Annotated in this window: 16 protein-coding genes; 2 read left to right on the forward strand and 14 right to left on the reverse strand. The window is 49.0% G+C overall.

The genetic code is table 11. The features are described 5' to 3' along the window. Nucleotides 1–14: 14 nt before the first annotated feature. The 10 genes from atpD to MWG26_RS15005 form a co-directional block, all read right to left on the reverse strand. Nucleotides 15–1409, reverse strand: coding sequence for a F0F1 ATP synthase subunit beta (gene atpD, locus MWG26_RS14960; RefSeq protein WP_275891930.1), 1395 nt, complete (start codon nt 1407–1409; stop codon nt 15–17). Beyond that, nucleotides 1402–2277, reverse strand: a complete 876-nt coding sequence (gene atpG, locus MWG26_RS14965) for an ATP synthase F1 subunit gamma (protein ID WP_025657868.1) — start codon at nt 2275–2277, stop codon at nt 1402–1404. The genes atpD and atpG overlap by 8 nt, the downstream gene beginning before the upstream one ends. Beyond that, nucleotides 2270–3784 carry a F0F1 ATP synthase subunit alpha gene (gene atpA, locus MWG26_RS14970; RefSeq protein WP_025657869.1) on the reverse strand — a complete coding sequence of 505 codons (1515 nt, stop codon included), beginning with the start codon at nt 3782–3784 and terminating at the stop codon, nt 2270–2272. Before atpA ends, atpG begins: the two co-directional genes overlap by 8 nt. Then, nucleotides 3781–4320 carry an ATP synthase F1 subunit delta gene (gene atpH / locus MWG26_RS14975; protein WP_117440579.1) on the reverse strand — a complete coding sequence of 180 codons (540 nt, stop codon included), beginning with the start codon at nt 4318–4320 and terminating at the stop codon, nt 3781–3783. Before atpH ends, atpA begins: the two co-directional genes overlap by 4 nt. Further along, nucleotides 4308–4826: a F0F1 ATP synthase subunit B gene (atpF, locus tag MWG26_RS14980; RefSeq protein ID WP_025657871.1), complete on the reverse strand. Its 519-nt coding sequence runs from the start codon at nt 4824–4826 to the stop codon at nt 4308–4310. The genes atpH and atpF overlap by 13 nt, the downstream gene beginning before the upstream one ends. A gap of 22 nt (nt 4827–4848) precedes the next feature. Then, nucleotides 4849–5070 carry an ATP synthase F0 subunit C gene (gene atpE / locus MWG26_RS14985; RefSeq protein WP_025657872.1) on the reverse strand — a complete coding sequence of 74 codons (222 nt, stop codon included), beginning with the start codon at nt 5068–5070 and terminating at the stop codon, nt 4849–4851. 2 nt (nt 5071–5072) lie between these two features. After that, complete coding sequence (locus MWG26_RS14990) at nt 5073–5225, reverse strand: hypothetical protein (RefSeq protein WP_244062715.1); 153 nt, start codon at nt 5223–5225, stop codon at nt 5073–5075. 34 nt (nt 5226–5259) lie between these two features. Beyond that, entirely contained in the window at nt 5260–5988 is a 729-nt protein-coding gene (locus MWG26_RS14995) for a F0F1 ATP synthase subunit A (RefSeq protein ID WP_025657886.1), read from the reverse strand. A gap of 277 nt (nt 5989–6265) precedes the next feature. Then, nucleotides 6266–7195: an EamA family transporter gene (locus MWG26_RS15000; protein ID WP_049915801.1), complete on the reverse strand. Its 930-nt coding sequence runs from the start codon at nt 7193–7195 to the stop codon at nt 6266–6268. 42 nt (nt 7196–7237) lie between these two features. Beyond that, nucleotides 7238–8872 carry an amidohydrolase gene (locus MWG26_RS15005; protein ID WP_025656847.1) on the reverse strand — a complete coding sequence of 545 codons (1635 nt, stop codon included), beginning with the start codon at nt 8870–8872 and terminating at the stop codon, nt 7238–7240. 555 nt (nt 8873–9427) lie between these two features. Here MWG26_RS15005 and MWG26_RS15010 point away from each other — a divergent pair. Further along, nucleotides 9428–11113, forward strand: coding sequence for a GGDEF domain-containing protein (locus tag MWG26_RS15010; protein ID WP_162149281.1), 1686 nt, complete (start codon nt 9428–9430; stop codon nt 11111–11113). Between the two features lie 190 nt (nt 11114–11303). Here MWG26_RS15010 and MWG26_RS15015 read toward each other — a convergent pair whose 3' ends face one another. The 4 genes from MWG26_RS15015 to MWG26_RS15030 all read right to left on the reverse strand — a co-directional run bounded on the left by MWG26_RS15015 (nt 11304) and on the right by MWG26_RS15030 (nt 15671). Continuing rightward, entirely contained in the window at nt 11304–11957 is a 654-nt protein-coding gene (locus MWG26_RS15015) for a cobalamin B12-binding domain-containing protein (protein WP_025656845.1), read from the reverse strand. A 1130-nt stretch (nt 11958–13087) separates the two neighbouring features. Further along, on the reverse strand, nt 13088–14011 hold the full coding sequence (locus MWG26_RS15020; protein ID WP_025656844.1) for a SufB/SufD family protein: 924 nt from the start codon (nt 14009–14011) through the stop codon (nt 13088–13090). After that, entirely contained in the window at nt 14001–14747 is a 747-nt protein-coding gene (locus MWG26_RS15025; RefSeq protein WP_025656843.1) for an ABC transporter ATP-binding protein, read from the reverse strand. The genes MWG26_RS15020 and MWG26_RS15025 overlap by 11 nt, the downstream gene beginning before the upstream one ends. Before the next feature lie 36 nt (nt 14748–14783). Beyond that, nucleotides 14784–15671 (reverse strand): LysR family transcriptional regulator, encoded by an 888-nt coding sequence (locus MWG26_RS15030; RefSeq protein ID WP_330641657.1) that lies wholly within the window; start codon nt 15669–15671, stop codon nt 14784–14786. A 236-nt stretch (nt 15672–15907) separates the two neighbouring features. Between MWG26_RS15030 and MWG26_RS15035 the strand changes: the two genes are divergently transcribed. Beyond that, complete coding sequence (locus tag MWG26_RS15035) at nt 15908–16915, forward strand: YeiH family protein (protein WP_025656841.1); 1008 nt, start codon at nt 15908–15910, stop codon at nt 16913–16915. The last annotated feature ends 492 nt before the right edge of the window (nt 16916–17407 follow it).

The raw sequence follows: 17407 nt of genomic DNA on the forward strand, positions 1-17407 counted from the left end.
CTTCCGGGCCTCCCTTATGCGGTCTGCCCCTGGGCGTACTTCTCTGTCACGTCGTCAATCCCTCCTGCAAACAGGAACATGGATTCCGGAATCTCATCGTGCCTGCCTTCCAGGATCTCTTTAAAGCCCCGGATGGTTTCTTTCAGCGGCACGTACTTCCCGGCCATCCCCGTAAACTGCTCCGCCACATAGAACGGCTGGGACAGGAACCGCTGCAGCTTCCTTGCACGGGCTACCGTCAGCTTATCTTCCTCCGACAGCTCCTCCATCCCCAGGATCGCGATGATGTCCTGCAGGTCCTTATATTTCTGCAGCACCTCCTGCACACCCCGGGCGGTCTGGTAATGCTCCTCCCCCAGGATTAACGGGTCCATGATCCGGGACGTGGACTCCAGCGGGTCTACCGCCGGGTAAATCCCCAGCTCCGTGATCGCACGGCTGAGCACCGTGGTCGCATCCAGATGCGCAAAGGTCGTTGCAGGCGCCGGGTCTGTCAGGTCATCCGCCGGCACGTACACGGCCTGCACCGAGGTGATGGAACCATCCCTCGTGGACGTGATCCGCTCCTGCAGCGCCCCCATCTCCGTTGCCAGGGTGGGCTGGTAGCCTACCGCAGAGGGCACGCGCCCCAAAAGCGCCGATACTTCCGACCCCGCCTGGGTGAAACGGAAAATGTTGTCAATGAACAGCAGCACGTCCTGGTGCTCCCTGTCCCGGAAATGCTCCGCCATGGTCAGCCCCGTCAGCGCCACGCGCATCCTGGCTCCCGGCGGCTCATTCATCTGCCCGAATACCATGGCCGTCTTATCGATAACCCCGGATTCCTGCATCTCATAATACAGGTCGTTCCCTTCCCTGGTACGCTCGCCTACCCCTGCAAACACAGAGATCCCGCCGTGTTCCTTGGCGATGTTGTTGATCAGCTCCTGGATCAGCACGGTCTTTCCTACCCCCGCTCCCCCGAACAGGCCGACCTTCCCCCCTTTTGTGTAAGGGGCCAGCAGGTCAATGACCTTGATCCCGGTCTCAAAGATCACAGAAGACGTGTCCTGGTCCTTATAGTCCGGCGCCGGGCGGTGGATCGCATCGTAACGCTCCGCCTCTACGGCGCCCTTCTCGTCAATCGTCTCGCCCAGCACATTGAACAGGCGCCCTAATACTTCTTTCCCGACCGGGACCTTGATCGGCTCCCCCGTGTCGGTCGCTTCCATCCCCCGGTACATCCCATCCGTGGATGAAAGGGCAATACACCGGGCCTGATCCGCACCAATGTGCTGTTCCACCTCTGCTACAATGGTCTTTCCGTTTTGCTCGATATGTATTGCATTAAGAAGATTCGGCATCTGTTCCTCATCAAACTTAATATCAATAACCGGTCCGATAATCTGTTGAATGATTCCTTTATTCAATTGCCTCACCTCTTAATTTCTGAGCCTCCGAGCCGGCGATGATCTCAATGATCTCACTGGTAATCGCCGCCTGTCTCGCTCTGTTATAGTAAATAGATAATTCTGTCAGCATCTCGTTGGCACTGTCGCTGGCATTCTTCATCGCAATCCTGCGCGCCGAATGCTCGCACAAGGTCGCCTCCGCGATTGCACTGTACAGGTACAAAGCCAGGTACTCCTGCGCCAGGCTGTCAAACAGCTCCCGCCCGGCCGGTTCGTATTCCATCAGGGTCAGGTCACAGTCCCCTGCCTGCCCCCCTGCCTCCAGCGGGAACACCGGGGCCGCCTTCACCTCATGGGAAATCGAGTTCAGGTAGGAAGCATACAGCACCCGGATGCTTGTAAAACGGCCTTCCCGGTACAGCTCCAGCACTTCCCCTGAGAGCCGGTACGCTTCCTCGTACCCCATCTCATCCATCTGCTCCCGCTCCGTCTCCAGCATCTCCAGGCCTTCCCGGATGCAGAACTCTTTTCCCTTTGTCCCAAGGGCCGCGAAACAGCAGCTGCCTTTTTCTTCCTCTGCGATCTGCCCCGCCGCCTTCGTGATGGAGGTATTGTAGCTCCCGCACAGCCCTTTGCTGCTGGTGAGCAGGATGTACAGCGTTTCCCCGTCCCTTGGTTCCAGGTACACTTCCGGCACCCCCTCCTCGGTACGCAGGACCTGCCCGTAAAGCCGCTTTTCCTCCTCCAGGTGTTTCCGGATATAGTCGAACCGGTTCGTTGCCTGCTTCAGTTTCGCTGCGGAAACCAGTTTCATGGCATTGGTGATCCTCTCCGTGCTGCTGACGCTTTTCATCCTGCGCTTAATCGCCTGCATCTGGTCAGCCATCGAATCTACCCGCCTTCCTGCATTCTTCTATGCCCTTCAAAAGCTGTTCCTCTGTCTCCGCTTCCAGTTTCCCTGTATCCGCAATGGCTTTCCCCACATGGGGGTAATTCGTATCCATGTACTGGTACAGTTCCTTTTCAAACCGCTTCACCTGGCTTGGCGCAATGCCCGCCAGATGCCCTTTTACTGCCGCATAAATGATCATGACCTGGTGTTCCACCGCAACCGGCTGGTACTGCCCCTGCTTCAGGATCTCCATCAGGAGCATGCCGTTCTCCAGCCGCTCTTTGGTATCCTTGTCAATGTCTGACCCAAACTGCGAGAACCCTTTCAGCTCCCGGTACTGCGCCAGCATCAGCTTGATCGTTCCCGCCACCTTCTTCATGGCCTTGATCTGGGCGCTGCCCCCTACCCGTGACACCGAGATCCCGGCGTTTACCGCGGGTCTCTGGCCCGAGAAGAACAGTTCCGACTCCAGGAAGATCTGGCCGTCCGTGATGGAGATGACGTTGGTCGGGATATACGCCGACACGTCCCCTGCCTGGGTCTCGATGATCGGCAGCGCCGTAATGGAACCCCCGCCCAGCTCATCGGAGAGCTTCGCGGAGCGCTCCAGCAGACGGCTGTGCAGGTAAAAGACATCCCCCGGGTACGCCTCTCGTCCTGGCGGACGCCTCAGCAGCAGGGACATGGCACGGTATGCCACCGCGTGTTTGGACAGGTCGTCATATACGATCAGGACATCTTTCCCTTCATACATGAATTCCTCCCCCATCGCACACCCTGCATAGGGCGCTATGTACTGCAGCGGCGCCACGTCGCTGGCCGTCGCCGACACGATGATGGTATAGCGCATCGCATCCCGGTCTTCCAGCGTCTTCACCAGCTGCGCGATGGTCGACTTTCTCTGGCCGATGGCCACATAGATGCAGATCACGTCCTTGCCCTTCTGATTAATGATGGTATCAATGGCGATGGCCGTCTTTCCCGTCTGGCGGTCCCCGATGATCAGTTCCCGCTGCCCCTTTCCGATGGGGATCATGGCGTCAATCGCCTTGATGCCCGTCTGCAGCGGCTGGTGCACTGACTTCCTCTGCAGCACCCCCGGCGCCGGGCTCTCGATGGGCCGCGTCTTATCCGTCTCTACCGGGCCCTTCCCGTCAATGGGCTCACCCAGCGGGTTCACGACACGGCCAAGGAGCTCTTCCCCCACAGGCACTTCCGCTACCCGGCCTGTCGGGCGGACAATGTCCCCCTCCTTGATGCCCCGGTCTGCTCCGATGATAACCGCCCCTACATTCTTTTCCTCCAGGTTCATGGCCATCCCGTAGATCCCGCCGGAAAACTCCAGCAGTTCCCCCGCCACACAGTGGCGCAGGCCTGTCACACGGGCTACCCCGTCCCCCACTTCCTGCACGGTGCCAAAATCCGTGATCTCCATCTGGCTTGTATAGGTTTCTATCTGCTTTTTGATCTGGCTGCTGATCTCCTCTGTATTCCACATCATAGAGAACTCCCCCCTTCCGGCCTGCTTCGAAGCCTCAAGCTTAAATCTTCCATTCTCTTCTTCAGGGAAGCATCAATGAGTTTCCCGTCTGCGGAGATCAATACCCCGCCGATGAGGCCTTCATCGATCATGTTTACCAGGGTCACCGGCTTGCCGATCAGTTCCGCCGTCTGCTCTTCCAGGCGCTTCACCATTTCCTTCTCCAGCGGCACCACCGAATATACCGTCCCACGGATCCCCTGTCTTTCTTCTCCCAGAAGCTCCAGCCCTTCGGCCAGCACCTGGCTGAAATGGTACAGGCCCTGGCGGTCTAACAGGATGCAGAAGAACGCCAGCGTCTCATCGCTGATATGGCTCCCAAATATGTCCCGCATCCACCCAAGCCTTGTTTCCTTCCCGATTTCACCCAGCGTCAGCATCTGGAAAAAGTTCTCTTCCTCCATAAGGAGTCTTTTCAGCACAGCCAGTTCTTCAGTCACTGTATCTATTTGCCCGCACAGTTTCTTTACCTCAGTCTGTTCTGTTATTCTTTCCATGATGAATCCTCAGCTTCTTCTATAATCTTTTCTACTACTTCTGCCTGTCTTTTCGGGTTCAGTTCTTCTCCTATGATTTTCCCTGCTGCAAGGACAGCCATGTCTCCAATCTCTCTTTGTAGCTCTTTCTTCGCAATCATCTTGTCCCGCTCGATTTCACGGCGCGTCTGCTCCCGCACCTGCCCCGCTTCTTTGCTTGCGGTCTCAAGCACCGCCCCTGCCTGGGCCTGGGCCTCCTGCATTGCCTTCTTTATGATCTCCCGTTTCTCGGACTCTGCAAACGCCATCTGCGCCTCATACTCTTCCAGCTTCTGCTGTGCCTCTTCGCGCGTCGTCTGGGCTTCCTGCAGCGTGTTCACCACCTGCTGCTGCCTTGCCTCCATAAACTGGTGTACTTTCTCAAAAAAGAATTTTTTTAAGATTAACACTAACACAACCACGGTGATCAGCGAAAAAAGCAGGTTCCAGTTGATTGTAAGCAGATCCTGATATAATTGTACTTTCAAATCCGGCTGCCTCCCTTCTCTCTTATACCTTTCCCGACAGCATAATGGCGATAACGAAGGTCAGGACACCGATGGTCTCCATAATTGCCATACCTACAATCATACCTGTCTGGATCTTGCCTGCTACTTCCGGCTGCCTTGACATGCCTTCCAGCCCCTTGCTCAGTGCCAGCCCCTGCCCCAGGCCGATGCCCAGTGCTGCTAATCCCATACACATCCCGATTCCCAGTGCAACCATTCCCATATCTATTTCCTCCTGTAATCAATTCCTATTATTTTTTCTTTGAATCTTTTCAAAACCATCAGCAGATACGCTGCAAGCCCATATAAGCCGCCTTTCGCAGTGGGGCCTGCTTTCGCATATTTGATATTTTCGTACAGACAATCCTGTAAATACACCGTCCTGTACTGATTTACTGTCTTTCTTTTTCCTTTACTCGCTGTGTCCCACAGACATTATTTTGACTGCTGCACCGAGGTTTATCACGGTCAGCGTGGTAAATATGTACGTTTGGATTAACGGTTCCGCTATGTCAAAGATCGCATTCAGCGGCAGTACCGTAACCGCACGCAGAAACGGGACCGTCGTAATCATGTTGCTTAGGTGCGTCATCAGATGCAGCCACAGTTCGATTACGATGAACCCTCCCAGGATATTCCCGAAAAGCCGGAGCCCCAGGGAGATCGGTAATGTGCACTCCTCCAGGATCTTCAGCGGGAACATGAACGGGTACGGGTCGCACATCTCTTTGAGTTTCCCCTTTACCCCGTGCACTCTCAGTGAGTTGGCCAGGATCATCAGGAACGTCAGCCCTGACAGGGCAAACGCCACATTTAAGTCCGCCGTAATCGGACGGATCCCAAACAGCCCCAGGCAGCTCGCACAGAATACGAACCCAAGGATGCTCCCTACATAGGGCGCATAGGACTTGTTCTCCTTCCCCATGTTGTTCTCCGTAAACTTATACACCCAGCCCACGATAAATTCCGCCACCACCTGTTTTCCTTTCGGTACCGTCTTCAGCCCGCTTCCGAGCCAGATCCCCAGCACCGCCAGTATCACGGCAATCACGAGTCCAAACAATGTACTCTCTGTGATAAACAGCTTTCCCTCTCCGAAGCCCAATATAATCCGGGCGCCGAGTTCTTCCACGTTTATCATTGTTTTTTTACTCCTCCTATTCCAGATGCGATAAATATTGCCAGTGACATCTCTCCTCCCTTAAAATGTGTACGGAAAAGGAAGTGCTGCAAATAGCACCTTTCGGCTGCCGTTCAGCACCTCCCCTTGACTTTCTCAGAGATTCCCGGAGGCTTTGGGGCTGACGGGAAATGAAATTAACAAACTATAAATTGAGGCGGACTATGAAGTCAGTAATATATAGTTTGAATCATGCATTTTCCGACGGCCTCTTCTCCCCGAAGATGTCCCCACATTTTTATGCAAGACTGACGAGTATAACTCCGACAAGTGCTATTCCAATACCTATCAGACGTTTTGTAGTCAGTTTTTCCTTGTAGGCAACACGTCCAAGAATTACCAGTACAATTGCCAGTAATACATAAGCCAGCAGCAGTCCCACGCTCAAATCCCAGCCTACGCGGAAAAGTAAAATCGTTGAGACTTCCAGGCATACAAGGCAGGCGCCCAGTACCGGAGCCGTCCAGTTAGCTTTCTTAATCTCTTTAAAATAGTTTTTATTTTTACTTGTGATAAAGAACATTAAAAGCGCATAAACAATGCAGACCAAGTATGTCAGAGATACGGAAGCAAAAGTATCTACATCAGAAGGAGTTACCTTTGCAGTTATACTATAAGCAAGATTTGCTACAATCATCAGCAGAACTGGCATCCACATAAGCAGACCCTTCTTTTTCCCTGCAGCATTGCTCTTTGTTTCCTCACCTTCCAACACAGCAGTCTTGTTCTTCTTCTCCGGGGAATTAACCACGTAAAGTCCCAGGATACAAACAACGATACCGCCGCCCTTAATCATAGTCATTGCTTCACCAAAGCAGGCAACACCCACAACTACAGACATCAGTGATACACCGATATTTGCAATCAAGGAACCGATGCTGACATCCCAGCCGACCCGGTATAACAAAATAAGTGCCAGATCAATGAATACAATCGTCAGGCCCAGCACATAAGAAGCCCAGTTTGCTTTGGAAACAGCTGCAAGTATATTCCCCCCTGGATTGGTTACAAAGAATAAAATCACACACAATACCATACCAACCATGTAGCTTAAGGAGAGGCTGGCAAACGAATTTACCTTTTCGGGTGTACCCTTTCCTGCCACATTATAGATCGTATTGCCGAATACATTCAGCAAAAGCGGTGCAATAAAAATCAATAATTCCATAATCAGTTCTCGTCCTTTCTATCATCACATACAAGACATGCACTATACCTCGTACACAATACGTCCATCGCAAACAGTGAGTTCCACATTGCACTTCAAAATGTCATCCACAGGAATCTCAAAGAGATTGCAATCCCAGACAGCAATATCGGCAAGCTTTCCATTTTCCAGGCTTCCAAGCACTGCTTCTTTCCCTGCTTTGTATGCGCCGCCCCATGTATATGCATATAATGCATCCCACAGGGTGAGTTTCTGTTCCGGATTCCAACCAGAAGCAGGCTGCCCGTCTGGGAATGTACGTGTTACTGCCCTATGCAGGCTGATACGGGGATCATAGGAAACAACCGGAAAATCAGTTCCAAAAGCCAGATGAATCCCATTGTCCAGCATACTCTTAAATGCCCAGAGGCTCTTTGTCCGTACGGGACCCACACAATCTGCATACTGCTCGTCCTCATACGTTGGAAAGAGCGCCAGATGCTGTGGCTGTACCGAACAAATAATGCCTGCCTTTGACATACGTGCCCAGTCTTTGGGTGAAGACATATCCAGATGCTCAATGGACATTCTGGAAGCCGTCTCGCCATTTTCTGCAATGGCATCCTCATACATCTCGATGGTTTTGCGCACTGCCCCATCCCCTACTGCATGGAACTGCAGGTTGATACCATTTTTATGATATTCCTTCACGCGCTGCGCATCATATTCCAAATCTGTTGCCCAGAAGTTATAGTCTGCGTCCGCATCGTCTGTGTAAGGATCCAGCAGCAAACCTGTATGTGCAACAACAATTCCATCCACAAATTCCTTGACCCCTGAATAGTAGATCATTTGCTCCGGATCGCCGTATTTCCCGGTGTGCTCCAATGCTTCCTCAATCGTACCCGTCAGGCAGGTAGCATAATTATACCGAAACTTCAGCGCACCCTCATCAGCCATGTCTTTTATCACGTCCAGGTTTCCCATATTGTAGTTATTCAGTGCACGCATATCAATTAAAGAAGTGACTCCATACTTGCAAATGTCATCACTCTTTTCTTCCATCAGCTTGCGTTCCTTCGCATAAGGAATATTAAAAGCAAGCCGCACAACCGGGTTCTGTGCTTCCTCAACCAGATATCCCGTGATATGCCCCTGCTCATCCCGTTCAAAACGACCAAACCGCGGATCCGGAGTATCCGGCGCCAGTCCGGCTAATTCCAGAGCTTTAGAATTTACCCATGCAGCATGCAGATCGCTGTCGTAAATATATACCGGACGTTCCGGAAAATATTGATCCAAAATTTCCTTTGTCGGCGGCTTCGGGTCATCCCACTCCGCAATCACAAAACCACAAGAACTCAGCCATTCTCCTTCTTCATATTCGTCTTCATGCGCCTGATAATACTCGTACAGCGATTTTGCACATTCTTCTGCGCTCGAATACCCTCCAACATAAGGAGCTGACATCATATAAGCCCCTGCAAACAAATGGACATGTGAATCGCATATCCCCGGTGTTATTAATTTGGTGCCAAAATCTCTAACATCCGTATCCTCATCTGCCAGTGCAAGTACTTCTTCTTTTGAGCCAATGCAAAGAATTTTATTATCTGCAATGGCTACCCCTCCTGAAACCATCCCCAGTGAACCTGCGGTAAATATGTTTTCACTTAGTAAAATCATATCTGTTTTCATCCTTTATGTACCTCCTGTAATTTTATCTATTAAAATATAGCAACTCTTAATTTGAATGTAAATCAATATTATTTTTGAATTCTTTCGTTTTTTTGTGATTCTTTCATTTTTTTACTATTATGATAATTATTTTAATTATTTTTCATATTTTTTGTGCAACTATTCCGAGATACCGAAGAGTTTACAGAAATTAATTTTCATTTTTTTCACAGTATCGTCAAATAAATATAGAAAAAAAGGAATTCCATAGTTGAATATCAACATATGGCATCCCTTTTCTTCTGTTACAGCATCTACTCCCTAGAAATTCATCTGCACTGAAGGGGGCTGCGAGCCATTACGCACGTTTAGCATGGGCCAAAGCGGAGCAAAGACTGGATGTCTGCAGCCACTATATTTTCTTACGGTCTGGGTAGCAAATGCGCAGACCTGTCTAATCTGTTACCAAACGCCTGCCGGGAGCATTCCATCTCACATTATGCACTTTCTATGAATTGCTATTTATGGTATAGTATAATAAATGTACTCTCTTTCGTTGAAAAGAAAGGATATCCTGTGAATAAAAAAACGAACATTAAAATTAATTATTTATATAAAGTTTTGCTTCTCTGTGCTGTACTGGTTTTTCTGTATGTGTTCTACAGTATCTTTCATATAGAACATATGCCGGACAGCCGTTTCATACCAGATCCGCCTGTCAGTTTATCCGAAGGCTGGTATACCCTTGATGCTTCGGGCGGAAAAACGGCTCTGCCTGAACTTAATACCTGGAGTATGAAAAGTGATGCCCCTGTAACAATCCACAGGGAACTGCCCCCGCTGTCCGACAAGGATTACCTGTTCATTGAGAATAACTTCAACTACATAAAGGTCTTTGTTGACGGCGCCTGTATCTATGATTATTCTGACGATACCGTAGACCTGCCTGCCAATATGTCGGGCCATTTCATCTGCCAGATTCCGCTTGACCGTGACTTTTCCGGACGGATCTTATCTGTTGAGATTACTCAGCCCCATACGTTTCTCAGTGTCGGAGTTAAAGATATCTCGATAGGCACGGCAAGCTCCTATATTATACAATATCTTTATTCTCATGCCGAACTAATCATCAGTTTATTCGTAATGCTTCTTGCCAGCCTGTGCCTATTTTCTGCCTTTCTCTGGCAGAAGCACAGAAAGCTGGATTACAATTATTCCGTATTTGGTGAACTTTCGCTTCTGACACTAATTTCGACTTTATGGATATTTACCGATTCCCAGCTTCCTCAGTTGTTTTGGGGGAATACTGTCGCCGTCTGTGTCCTCTCTTTCTTCAGTTTTATGGTGCTGCCACTGCCTATGCTTTCTATCACCAGCACACTGTGCCAGGACAGCCGAAGAGTTCTTGCTCGTATGAAATGTATTCTGATCTTAAATGCTGTGGTCCAGGGTATTCTATACTCTTTTGGAAATGTCAGCCTGGTACGTATGCTTCCGATTACACATAGCCTGATCGCGCTGAACGGCATTGTACTGCTTCTATTTTTACTGCACAGGCTCAAAGGCAGTTCGTCCCATTTAGCAAAACCTATGCTGCTTTCCCTGATTCTGCTGATCCTCTCCGCAGTACTGGCGCTGATACAATTTTATATCAACCCGCAGGCAGATAACAGCCGGTTCTACCGTTATGGCTTTATTCTATTTATCTCAATCCTGATTTACGTAAGCATAAAAGCTATGCTGAATTTTTTAAATAATTATACCGAACATAAAATACTGAAAAAACTGGCTTATACAGATATCCTTACAAACGTGGGCAGCAGACTGGCATTTGAAGAGTTCATGAATGAACTCAGAAGCCGCACAACCCCTTTTCCCGGAGTATTTTATGTCTGTGACCTGAACAACCTAAAAGTAACCAATGATACTTACGGCCACAAGGCAGGCGATATTATACTAAAAGAAGCTGCCCGCTGTATAGCAAAAGTCTTCCAGGATTCCGGAAGAATCTTCCGGATCGGAGGCGATGAATTCGCTGCTTTCATTCAGGCACCGTTCCATGAACTGCCTGATTACGTCTCTATGCTGGAGAAAGAAATCGAGAGCGCGGACAGTTCCTGTGAGTATAACTTCTCTCTTTCAATTGGCTGGGATGCTTCTGATACGATCATAGGAAATGAAATCGACAGAATATTTCGACAGGCAGACGACGACATGTATAAAAGCAAGATGAAATACCGGGAAGAAAAAAGAATAAAATGAACACAGGAGAATAAAGTGGTCAAGCCCACATCGACTCCCCCCTCACTCATGGGGGCCTGCACACTTTGGCGCCGCCGCGATGCCGCTTCGCGGCTATATACTTTATCGCGGCGTGTGCATCCCACGGAGGGTTTTATGATATAGGAAATTCCAAAGGAATTTCCTATATCAATAAATAAAGGCAGCGTTGTTACCGCTGCCCTTTCTTTTTATTAAAAACCGCTTCTCTTGCTACTTCTGCTGCATTCATTGCATTTGATGTGTAGAAATCTGCTCCGATTTTCCCGGCAAAGGATTCCGTTACAGGAGCTCCCCCAACCATCAGTATATATTTATCCCGCAGCCCCCTTCTCTCCAGCTCAGCCGTACACTCTTCCATCCGGATCATCGTCGTGGTAAGCAGTGCTGACATACATATGATATCCGCGCCAATTTCCTCAGCCTTATCAATGAATACTGACGTTTCCACATCAACGCCCAGATCATAAGTTTCAAATCCGGCACCTTTGAGCATCATAATGACCAGATTCTTCCCGATATCATGCAGATCACCAAAGACAGTACCAACAACAGCTTTCCCCACAGGCTCCGCCCCCGCGGCAGCCAGTCTGGGTTCAAGTTCCTTCATTCCCGCATGCATGGCGCTTGCCGCAACCAGAACCTCAGCAACAAAGACTTTATTATGCTTAAACTTCAGTCCAAGCTCCATCATTCCTGCAAGAAGCCCTTCCTCCAATATCACTTTCGGATCTATATTCTCGGCCAGAGCCTGCCGGATCAGAGCCTTAACCATTTTAGCCTTTCCCAATTGAAGATATTCATTAATTTCCTGAATCAGTTCCATACTTTTACCCCCGACCTGATCTCAGTGGAGGATACCGATTTCTCTCCGCCCGCCACTGCCGCTAACCTTGTTTTTATTGATTGATCCCTCCGCCTATAGGGATGGCAGAATCCTCATTTATCTTGTCAAAAATAGTATAACTATAACAATCATATCACATCATTCGAATAATTATCTCATACGTTCAAGCATTTTACAAACAAAATCGGGATTTAGTCGGCAAGCTTTAGACTTGTCGACGGACGGGGACGCTTCATGACAGGGAGGCCGGGAAGGCGCTGGGGCTGTATATGCCGTTGCGATATGCACCCGTGCTGCTAAGTGATTCTAGAACACCCGATGCCGGATAGGCGGGTACGCTGAACACATTACGGGAAATCTGATGATTTCCCGCGCTGGGTTCAGCAAAAACTTGATTTGGAGATCAAGTTTTTCCCCGCCTATCTGGCATCGGCTGTTCAAGAATCACTAAGCGCACTCCAGCATATCGCAACGGCATATACAGCCCCAGCACCTCCCCGGCCTCCCTGTCATAAAGCTGGCTCATCCAATCGGCAGGAAAGCTCGCCAACCGGGTGGGATCCCGGACCAGGGCAGCGGATGTGGATTGGCTATGCGTATCTTTTCATCTTCAAGATGTGTATTGAATTATTTTGATACTGGAACCGTATCCCATTGCTTATGTACACCTACTGGGGACATAAAAGTCCCGCCAATTCAATACCATACGCTGCCCCCGTTTGAGGCTCCTCCTTAGAAACGAGCCTTTACCTGCCGGTTGGATGCGCCAGCTCCATGAAGGGATAGCTGAAAGCCTCCCGGAGAACATCCATGTCCTTTCAAAAACGCTCAAAGCGAACCTTAGAAATTCTTGGTGGGAAACAGCCCGGAAAATGGAGAGATTTTTGGATTCCGAATCCAAAAATCAGCTGACCCAGCGCGAGAAATCATCGGATTTCTCGTGATGTGTCAGTGGTGCTCCATTTTCAGGGCTGTTTCCCGCCTAGAATTTCTTAGGTCCGCGGCCGCGTTTTTGAAAGGACATGGATGTTCTCCGGGAGGCTTTCGGCTATCCCTTTATGGAGCGTCCCCATCCGCGCCGAGACTAAAGCTCGCCACTAAATCCCGATTTAGTTCAGGAAGTTCTCGATGATAACTGATTCTGCCTCTTCCTCCGACATCCCAAATGTCCGCAGCTTAACCAGCTGCTCGTCATTGATCCTTCCAATCGCGGCTTCATGCACGATCTGCGCATCTACATGTTTCGCATTGATCTCCGGTATTGAGCTGATCTCGGCCTGATCCATAATAATAGAATCACACTGAACATGTGCATGGCACAGATTGTTTCCGATTGCCCTTGGATGGAAAACCTGCCTTGAGGTTCCTTTTGCCACGGAACGGGAGATGATCCTGGCAGAACTATTCTCTCCGCTCAGCTGGACATCCATGTTCGATACTGCAGTCTGCTCCGCATGGGTCATGAGCTTCTCTGTAACGAAAAGTTTTGCCCCACGGGACAGTTCTACAAATGTTTCACGCTCTGTGGAATCGACACCCTTGATCTGGGTGGTCTCCAGTGTAAATACCGAATTCTCTCCGATATAAATCTTTGTCACCGGATTTAATACTTTACCGCCAGTTCCTTCGCCCTCTGCGTAATGGTTCTCTACGTACTTCACATTCGCATCTTTTCCCACATGGAAGGCATGAATACCGTCGTGGCGGCTCTCGCTGCAGCCGTCATTGTGTATTCCGCAGCCTGCTACGATTACGACGTCTGCCCCGTCCTCTATATAAAAATCATTATATACTACATCCTTCATGCCAGATTCGGACATGACAACCGGAATATGGACCTGTTCCTGCTGAGCTTCTCCGCTGATATAAATATTAATGCCGGGCTTATCTTCCTTTTTTTCAATCCGGATATGGCGGCTGTCTCCGTGGCAGACTGCCATACCGTTCAGGCGCAGATTATAGGCGCCTTCCTGCTTAAATCCCAGCGAATCTATTACCTTTAGTACATTTTCCGTAACCTCATTAAGCTTCACAGATGTCACCTCCCTTTTCCTTCATGCACGCACAGGAATCGATATTTTCTCCAAGCAGCTGCGGCATGATCTCCGCTGTGGGCCCGATTGAATCTAACTTCCCGTCGGATATTACCATAATCCGGTCCGCCATCTGGATAATCTTCTCCTGATGAGAGATGAGGATCAGGCTCTCTTTTTTCTCTTTATGGATCTTTTCAAACCGCTTGATCAGCATGGAGAAGCTCCAGAGATCAATGCCGGCCTCTGGCTCATCAAAGATACAGATATTGTGCTTTTTCGCCAAAACAGTCGCAATCTCGATCCGCTTCATCTCCCCGCCAGACAGGGTCGAATCCGCTTCTCTGTCTATATATTCCATGGCACACAGACCAACACTGCTCAACAGTCCGCAGCACTTTTCCTCGGTCAGTTCCTCGCCCGCTGCCAATGACAGCAGACGTCTCACAGTCATTCCCTTAAAACGGGGAGGCTGCTGGAATGCAAATCCGATGCCTGCCTGTGCCCTTTCATTGATCGATAAACCTGTGATATCCTCACCGTTCATAATAATCCGGCCCGCCGTTTCCTTATTAATTCCCATCAGAATCTTTGCCAGTGTGGACTTTCCGCCTCCGTTAGGCCCGGTGATGACCAGCATCTCTCCGTCCTCCACCGTAAAGTTGATATCGGAAAGTATTTCCGACTGCTTCCCTTCCTCAGATACATCATATGATAAATGCTCTACCTGTAACATCTCTGTCACTTCCTTTTCTTATGCTAGCCGCACGCTTTATTCACCGGAAAACTGGCGGAATAATCCTCTGTAAGTATCTGCATAGATGCTCCCTCGTCTCCATATAAAAGTAAAATCATGGGTAATCCCGAAATTCCTCAGTGAAATTACTTTGAGTTCTCTCTTTTCCAGTTCTTCCCTAACTGCGACCTCATATAAAAATGTAATACCACAGCCGGCTTTTGTCAACTCTTTAATCGCATGTAAACTGCCTATTTCCGCAGTTCTGACAAAATCTTCGGTTCCATAATTCTGTGAATCCAGATAACGCTCCAGAACTTCCCTGGTTCCTGATCCCGGTTCCCTGAGCAGAAGGCGTTCGCCAAACAAATCTTCCAGCTTCTCCGGCTTTTTGCTAAACGGGTAAAAAGGGCTGCACACAGCCACATAGCGCTCTGTGGAGTAATGCAGATAATCGTATTCATTCTTTTTATAAAATCCCTCAACAAGGGCAAAATCTATCTCTCCGTTATCCAGCCTTGTAAGCAGCTCCTGGGTATTCGCCACTTCCATATGTAACTTCACATCCGGATACTTTACAAGATACCGCTCCAGAATCCGCGCCATGACAACCTCCCCAACCGTCATAGTTGCACCAAATCGGATATTCTGATATCCATCTGTCAGATGCTGCATATTACTCTGCAGAGAAAGCTCGTCGTGCATCATGGTAAGCGATGCACTGCGGAGCATCTCTCCTGCCTCTGTCAGTTTCAGCTTCTTCCCCTCATACTGGAAAAGTTTTGTCCCGTAGTGCTTCTCCAGATAACGCACATGCTGCGAAACCGCAGGCTGTGTGATATTGAGTTCTTCAGCTGCCCTTGTGAAATTCATGCATTGACATACCGTCAGAAATGTTTCCATCCGAAAATCCAACATATTCATCCCTCTTTAAATGAATCCAGGCGGAGCTTCCTCTCCTCAAAAGCTCCGCCTTTATATTTTAATTACTCCCTGTATTTACTATAACATATTATTATCATAAAATAAAGATATATAATTTTATTTTATAGTTTTTTTATGCTATGATAAATGTGACAGACAAAATATGGAAAAAGTTACGCCTTTCTTGTCTGATCAATTATCTAAATCTAAAGGTATAAGAACGGAGGATTTGTAACATGGAATTTATAAAACAAAAAGGACCTGGATTATTGTTCTGCCTGATTATTGCAATTCCGTCATGGTTTTTGGGCCGGGCACTCCCGGTGATCGGCGGCCCTGTTTTCGCAATACTCATTGGAATGGTATTAACATTAATCATCAAGCGGAAAGATACCGTACAACCCGGAATAGCTTATACATCCAAAAAGATTCTGCAGGCAGCTGTTGTATTTCTCGGCTTTGGAATGAACCTGACAGAAATACTTGCCAAGGGCCGTCAGTCCCTTCCTATCATTCTTTCCACAATCAGCACTTCTCTAATCATTGCTTTTATCCTGTATAAAGCAATGAAACTGCAGCCAAACAACGCCATACTGGTCGGAGTCGGCTCATCCATATGCGGAGGCTCCGCGATCGCAGCTACAGCCCCGGTTATCGATGCAAACGATGAAGAAGTTGCACAGTCCATCTCAGTCATCTTCCTCTTCAACGTCATCGCTGCACTGATTTTCCCTGCACTGGGAGGAATCCTGCATCTGAGTAATGAAGGATTCGGCCTGTTTGCAGGCACTGCCATCAATGATACATCTTCCGTAACGGCAGCTGCAGCCGCATGGGATGGGATTCACGCCAGCCATACACTGGAGGCGGCGGCCATCGTCAAGATGACAAGAACACTGGCGATCATCCCAATCACCCTGTTTCTGGCCCTCTACAAAGGCAGAAAAGAAAAAAAGACCGAAGGATCTTCCTTCAGCCTGAAAAAAACATTCCCATATTTTGTATTGTTCTTCGTCCTTGCGTCGGTCATCACTACAGTATTCCAGCTGCCCCCGGCAGTTACCGCGCCATTAAAAGAACTGAGCAAATTCCTCATCATCATGGCAATGGCAGCAATCGGCCTGAACACAAATATCGTAGATCTCGTAAAAACCGGCGGCAAGCCAATCTTCACCGGCTTCTGCTGCTGGGTTGGAATCGCAGTCGTCAGCTTAGGAATGCAGCACCTTATGGGTGTCTGGTAGGCGGGATTTTGGGATCGTGCTTTAGTGTTGCGGGCGGGGGGACGCCTGCCGTGGAGCGGGACGGGGGGACAGGAAAAAACACGTTCCCCGGTTGGGATCCCATACGGTGGGGACGGATGAAACCGGCTATGCGTGTCTTGTATCTTGCTTAGACGTATTGAAACTATTTATACAGTGAATTCTATATAGTTTTCAGCCGAATCAAAACATCAGTTTTTTCACAAATCATACAAACTCTATTCGTACAGATAAACCCCAATACAGATGATCCCTAATGCGCAGCCAGCCCACATCCGCTTCTCCCGTTAGGATCCCCACCGGGAAACGAATCCTATCCTACCGCCCGGATGAACCTAGCTTACCGTGGGCCGGGACGTGCTGTGAAAAGCACCTGTCCTGTTGGAAATGCTTTTAGCGAGCCTAGCAGCAGTTAGAGGAAATCCGCAAAATCAGCCGGAGAAAAGTTGCTTCCGAAGCAACTTTTCAGAACAC

Origin of the sequence: Faecalicatena contorta (assembly GCF_022835095.1) — a bacterium.
Classification (GTDB): domain Bacteria; phylum Bacillota; class Clostridia; order Lachnospirales; family Lachnospiraceae; genus Faecalicatena; species Faecalicatena contorta.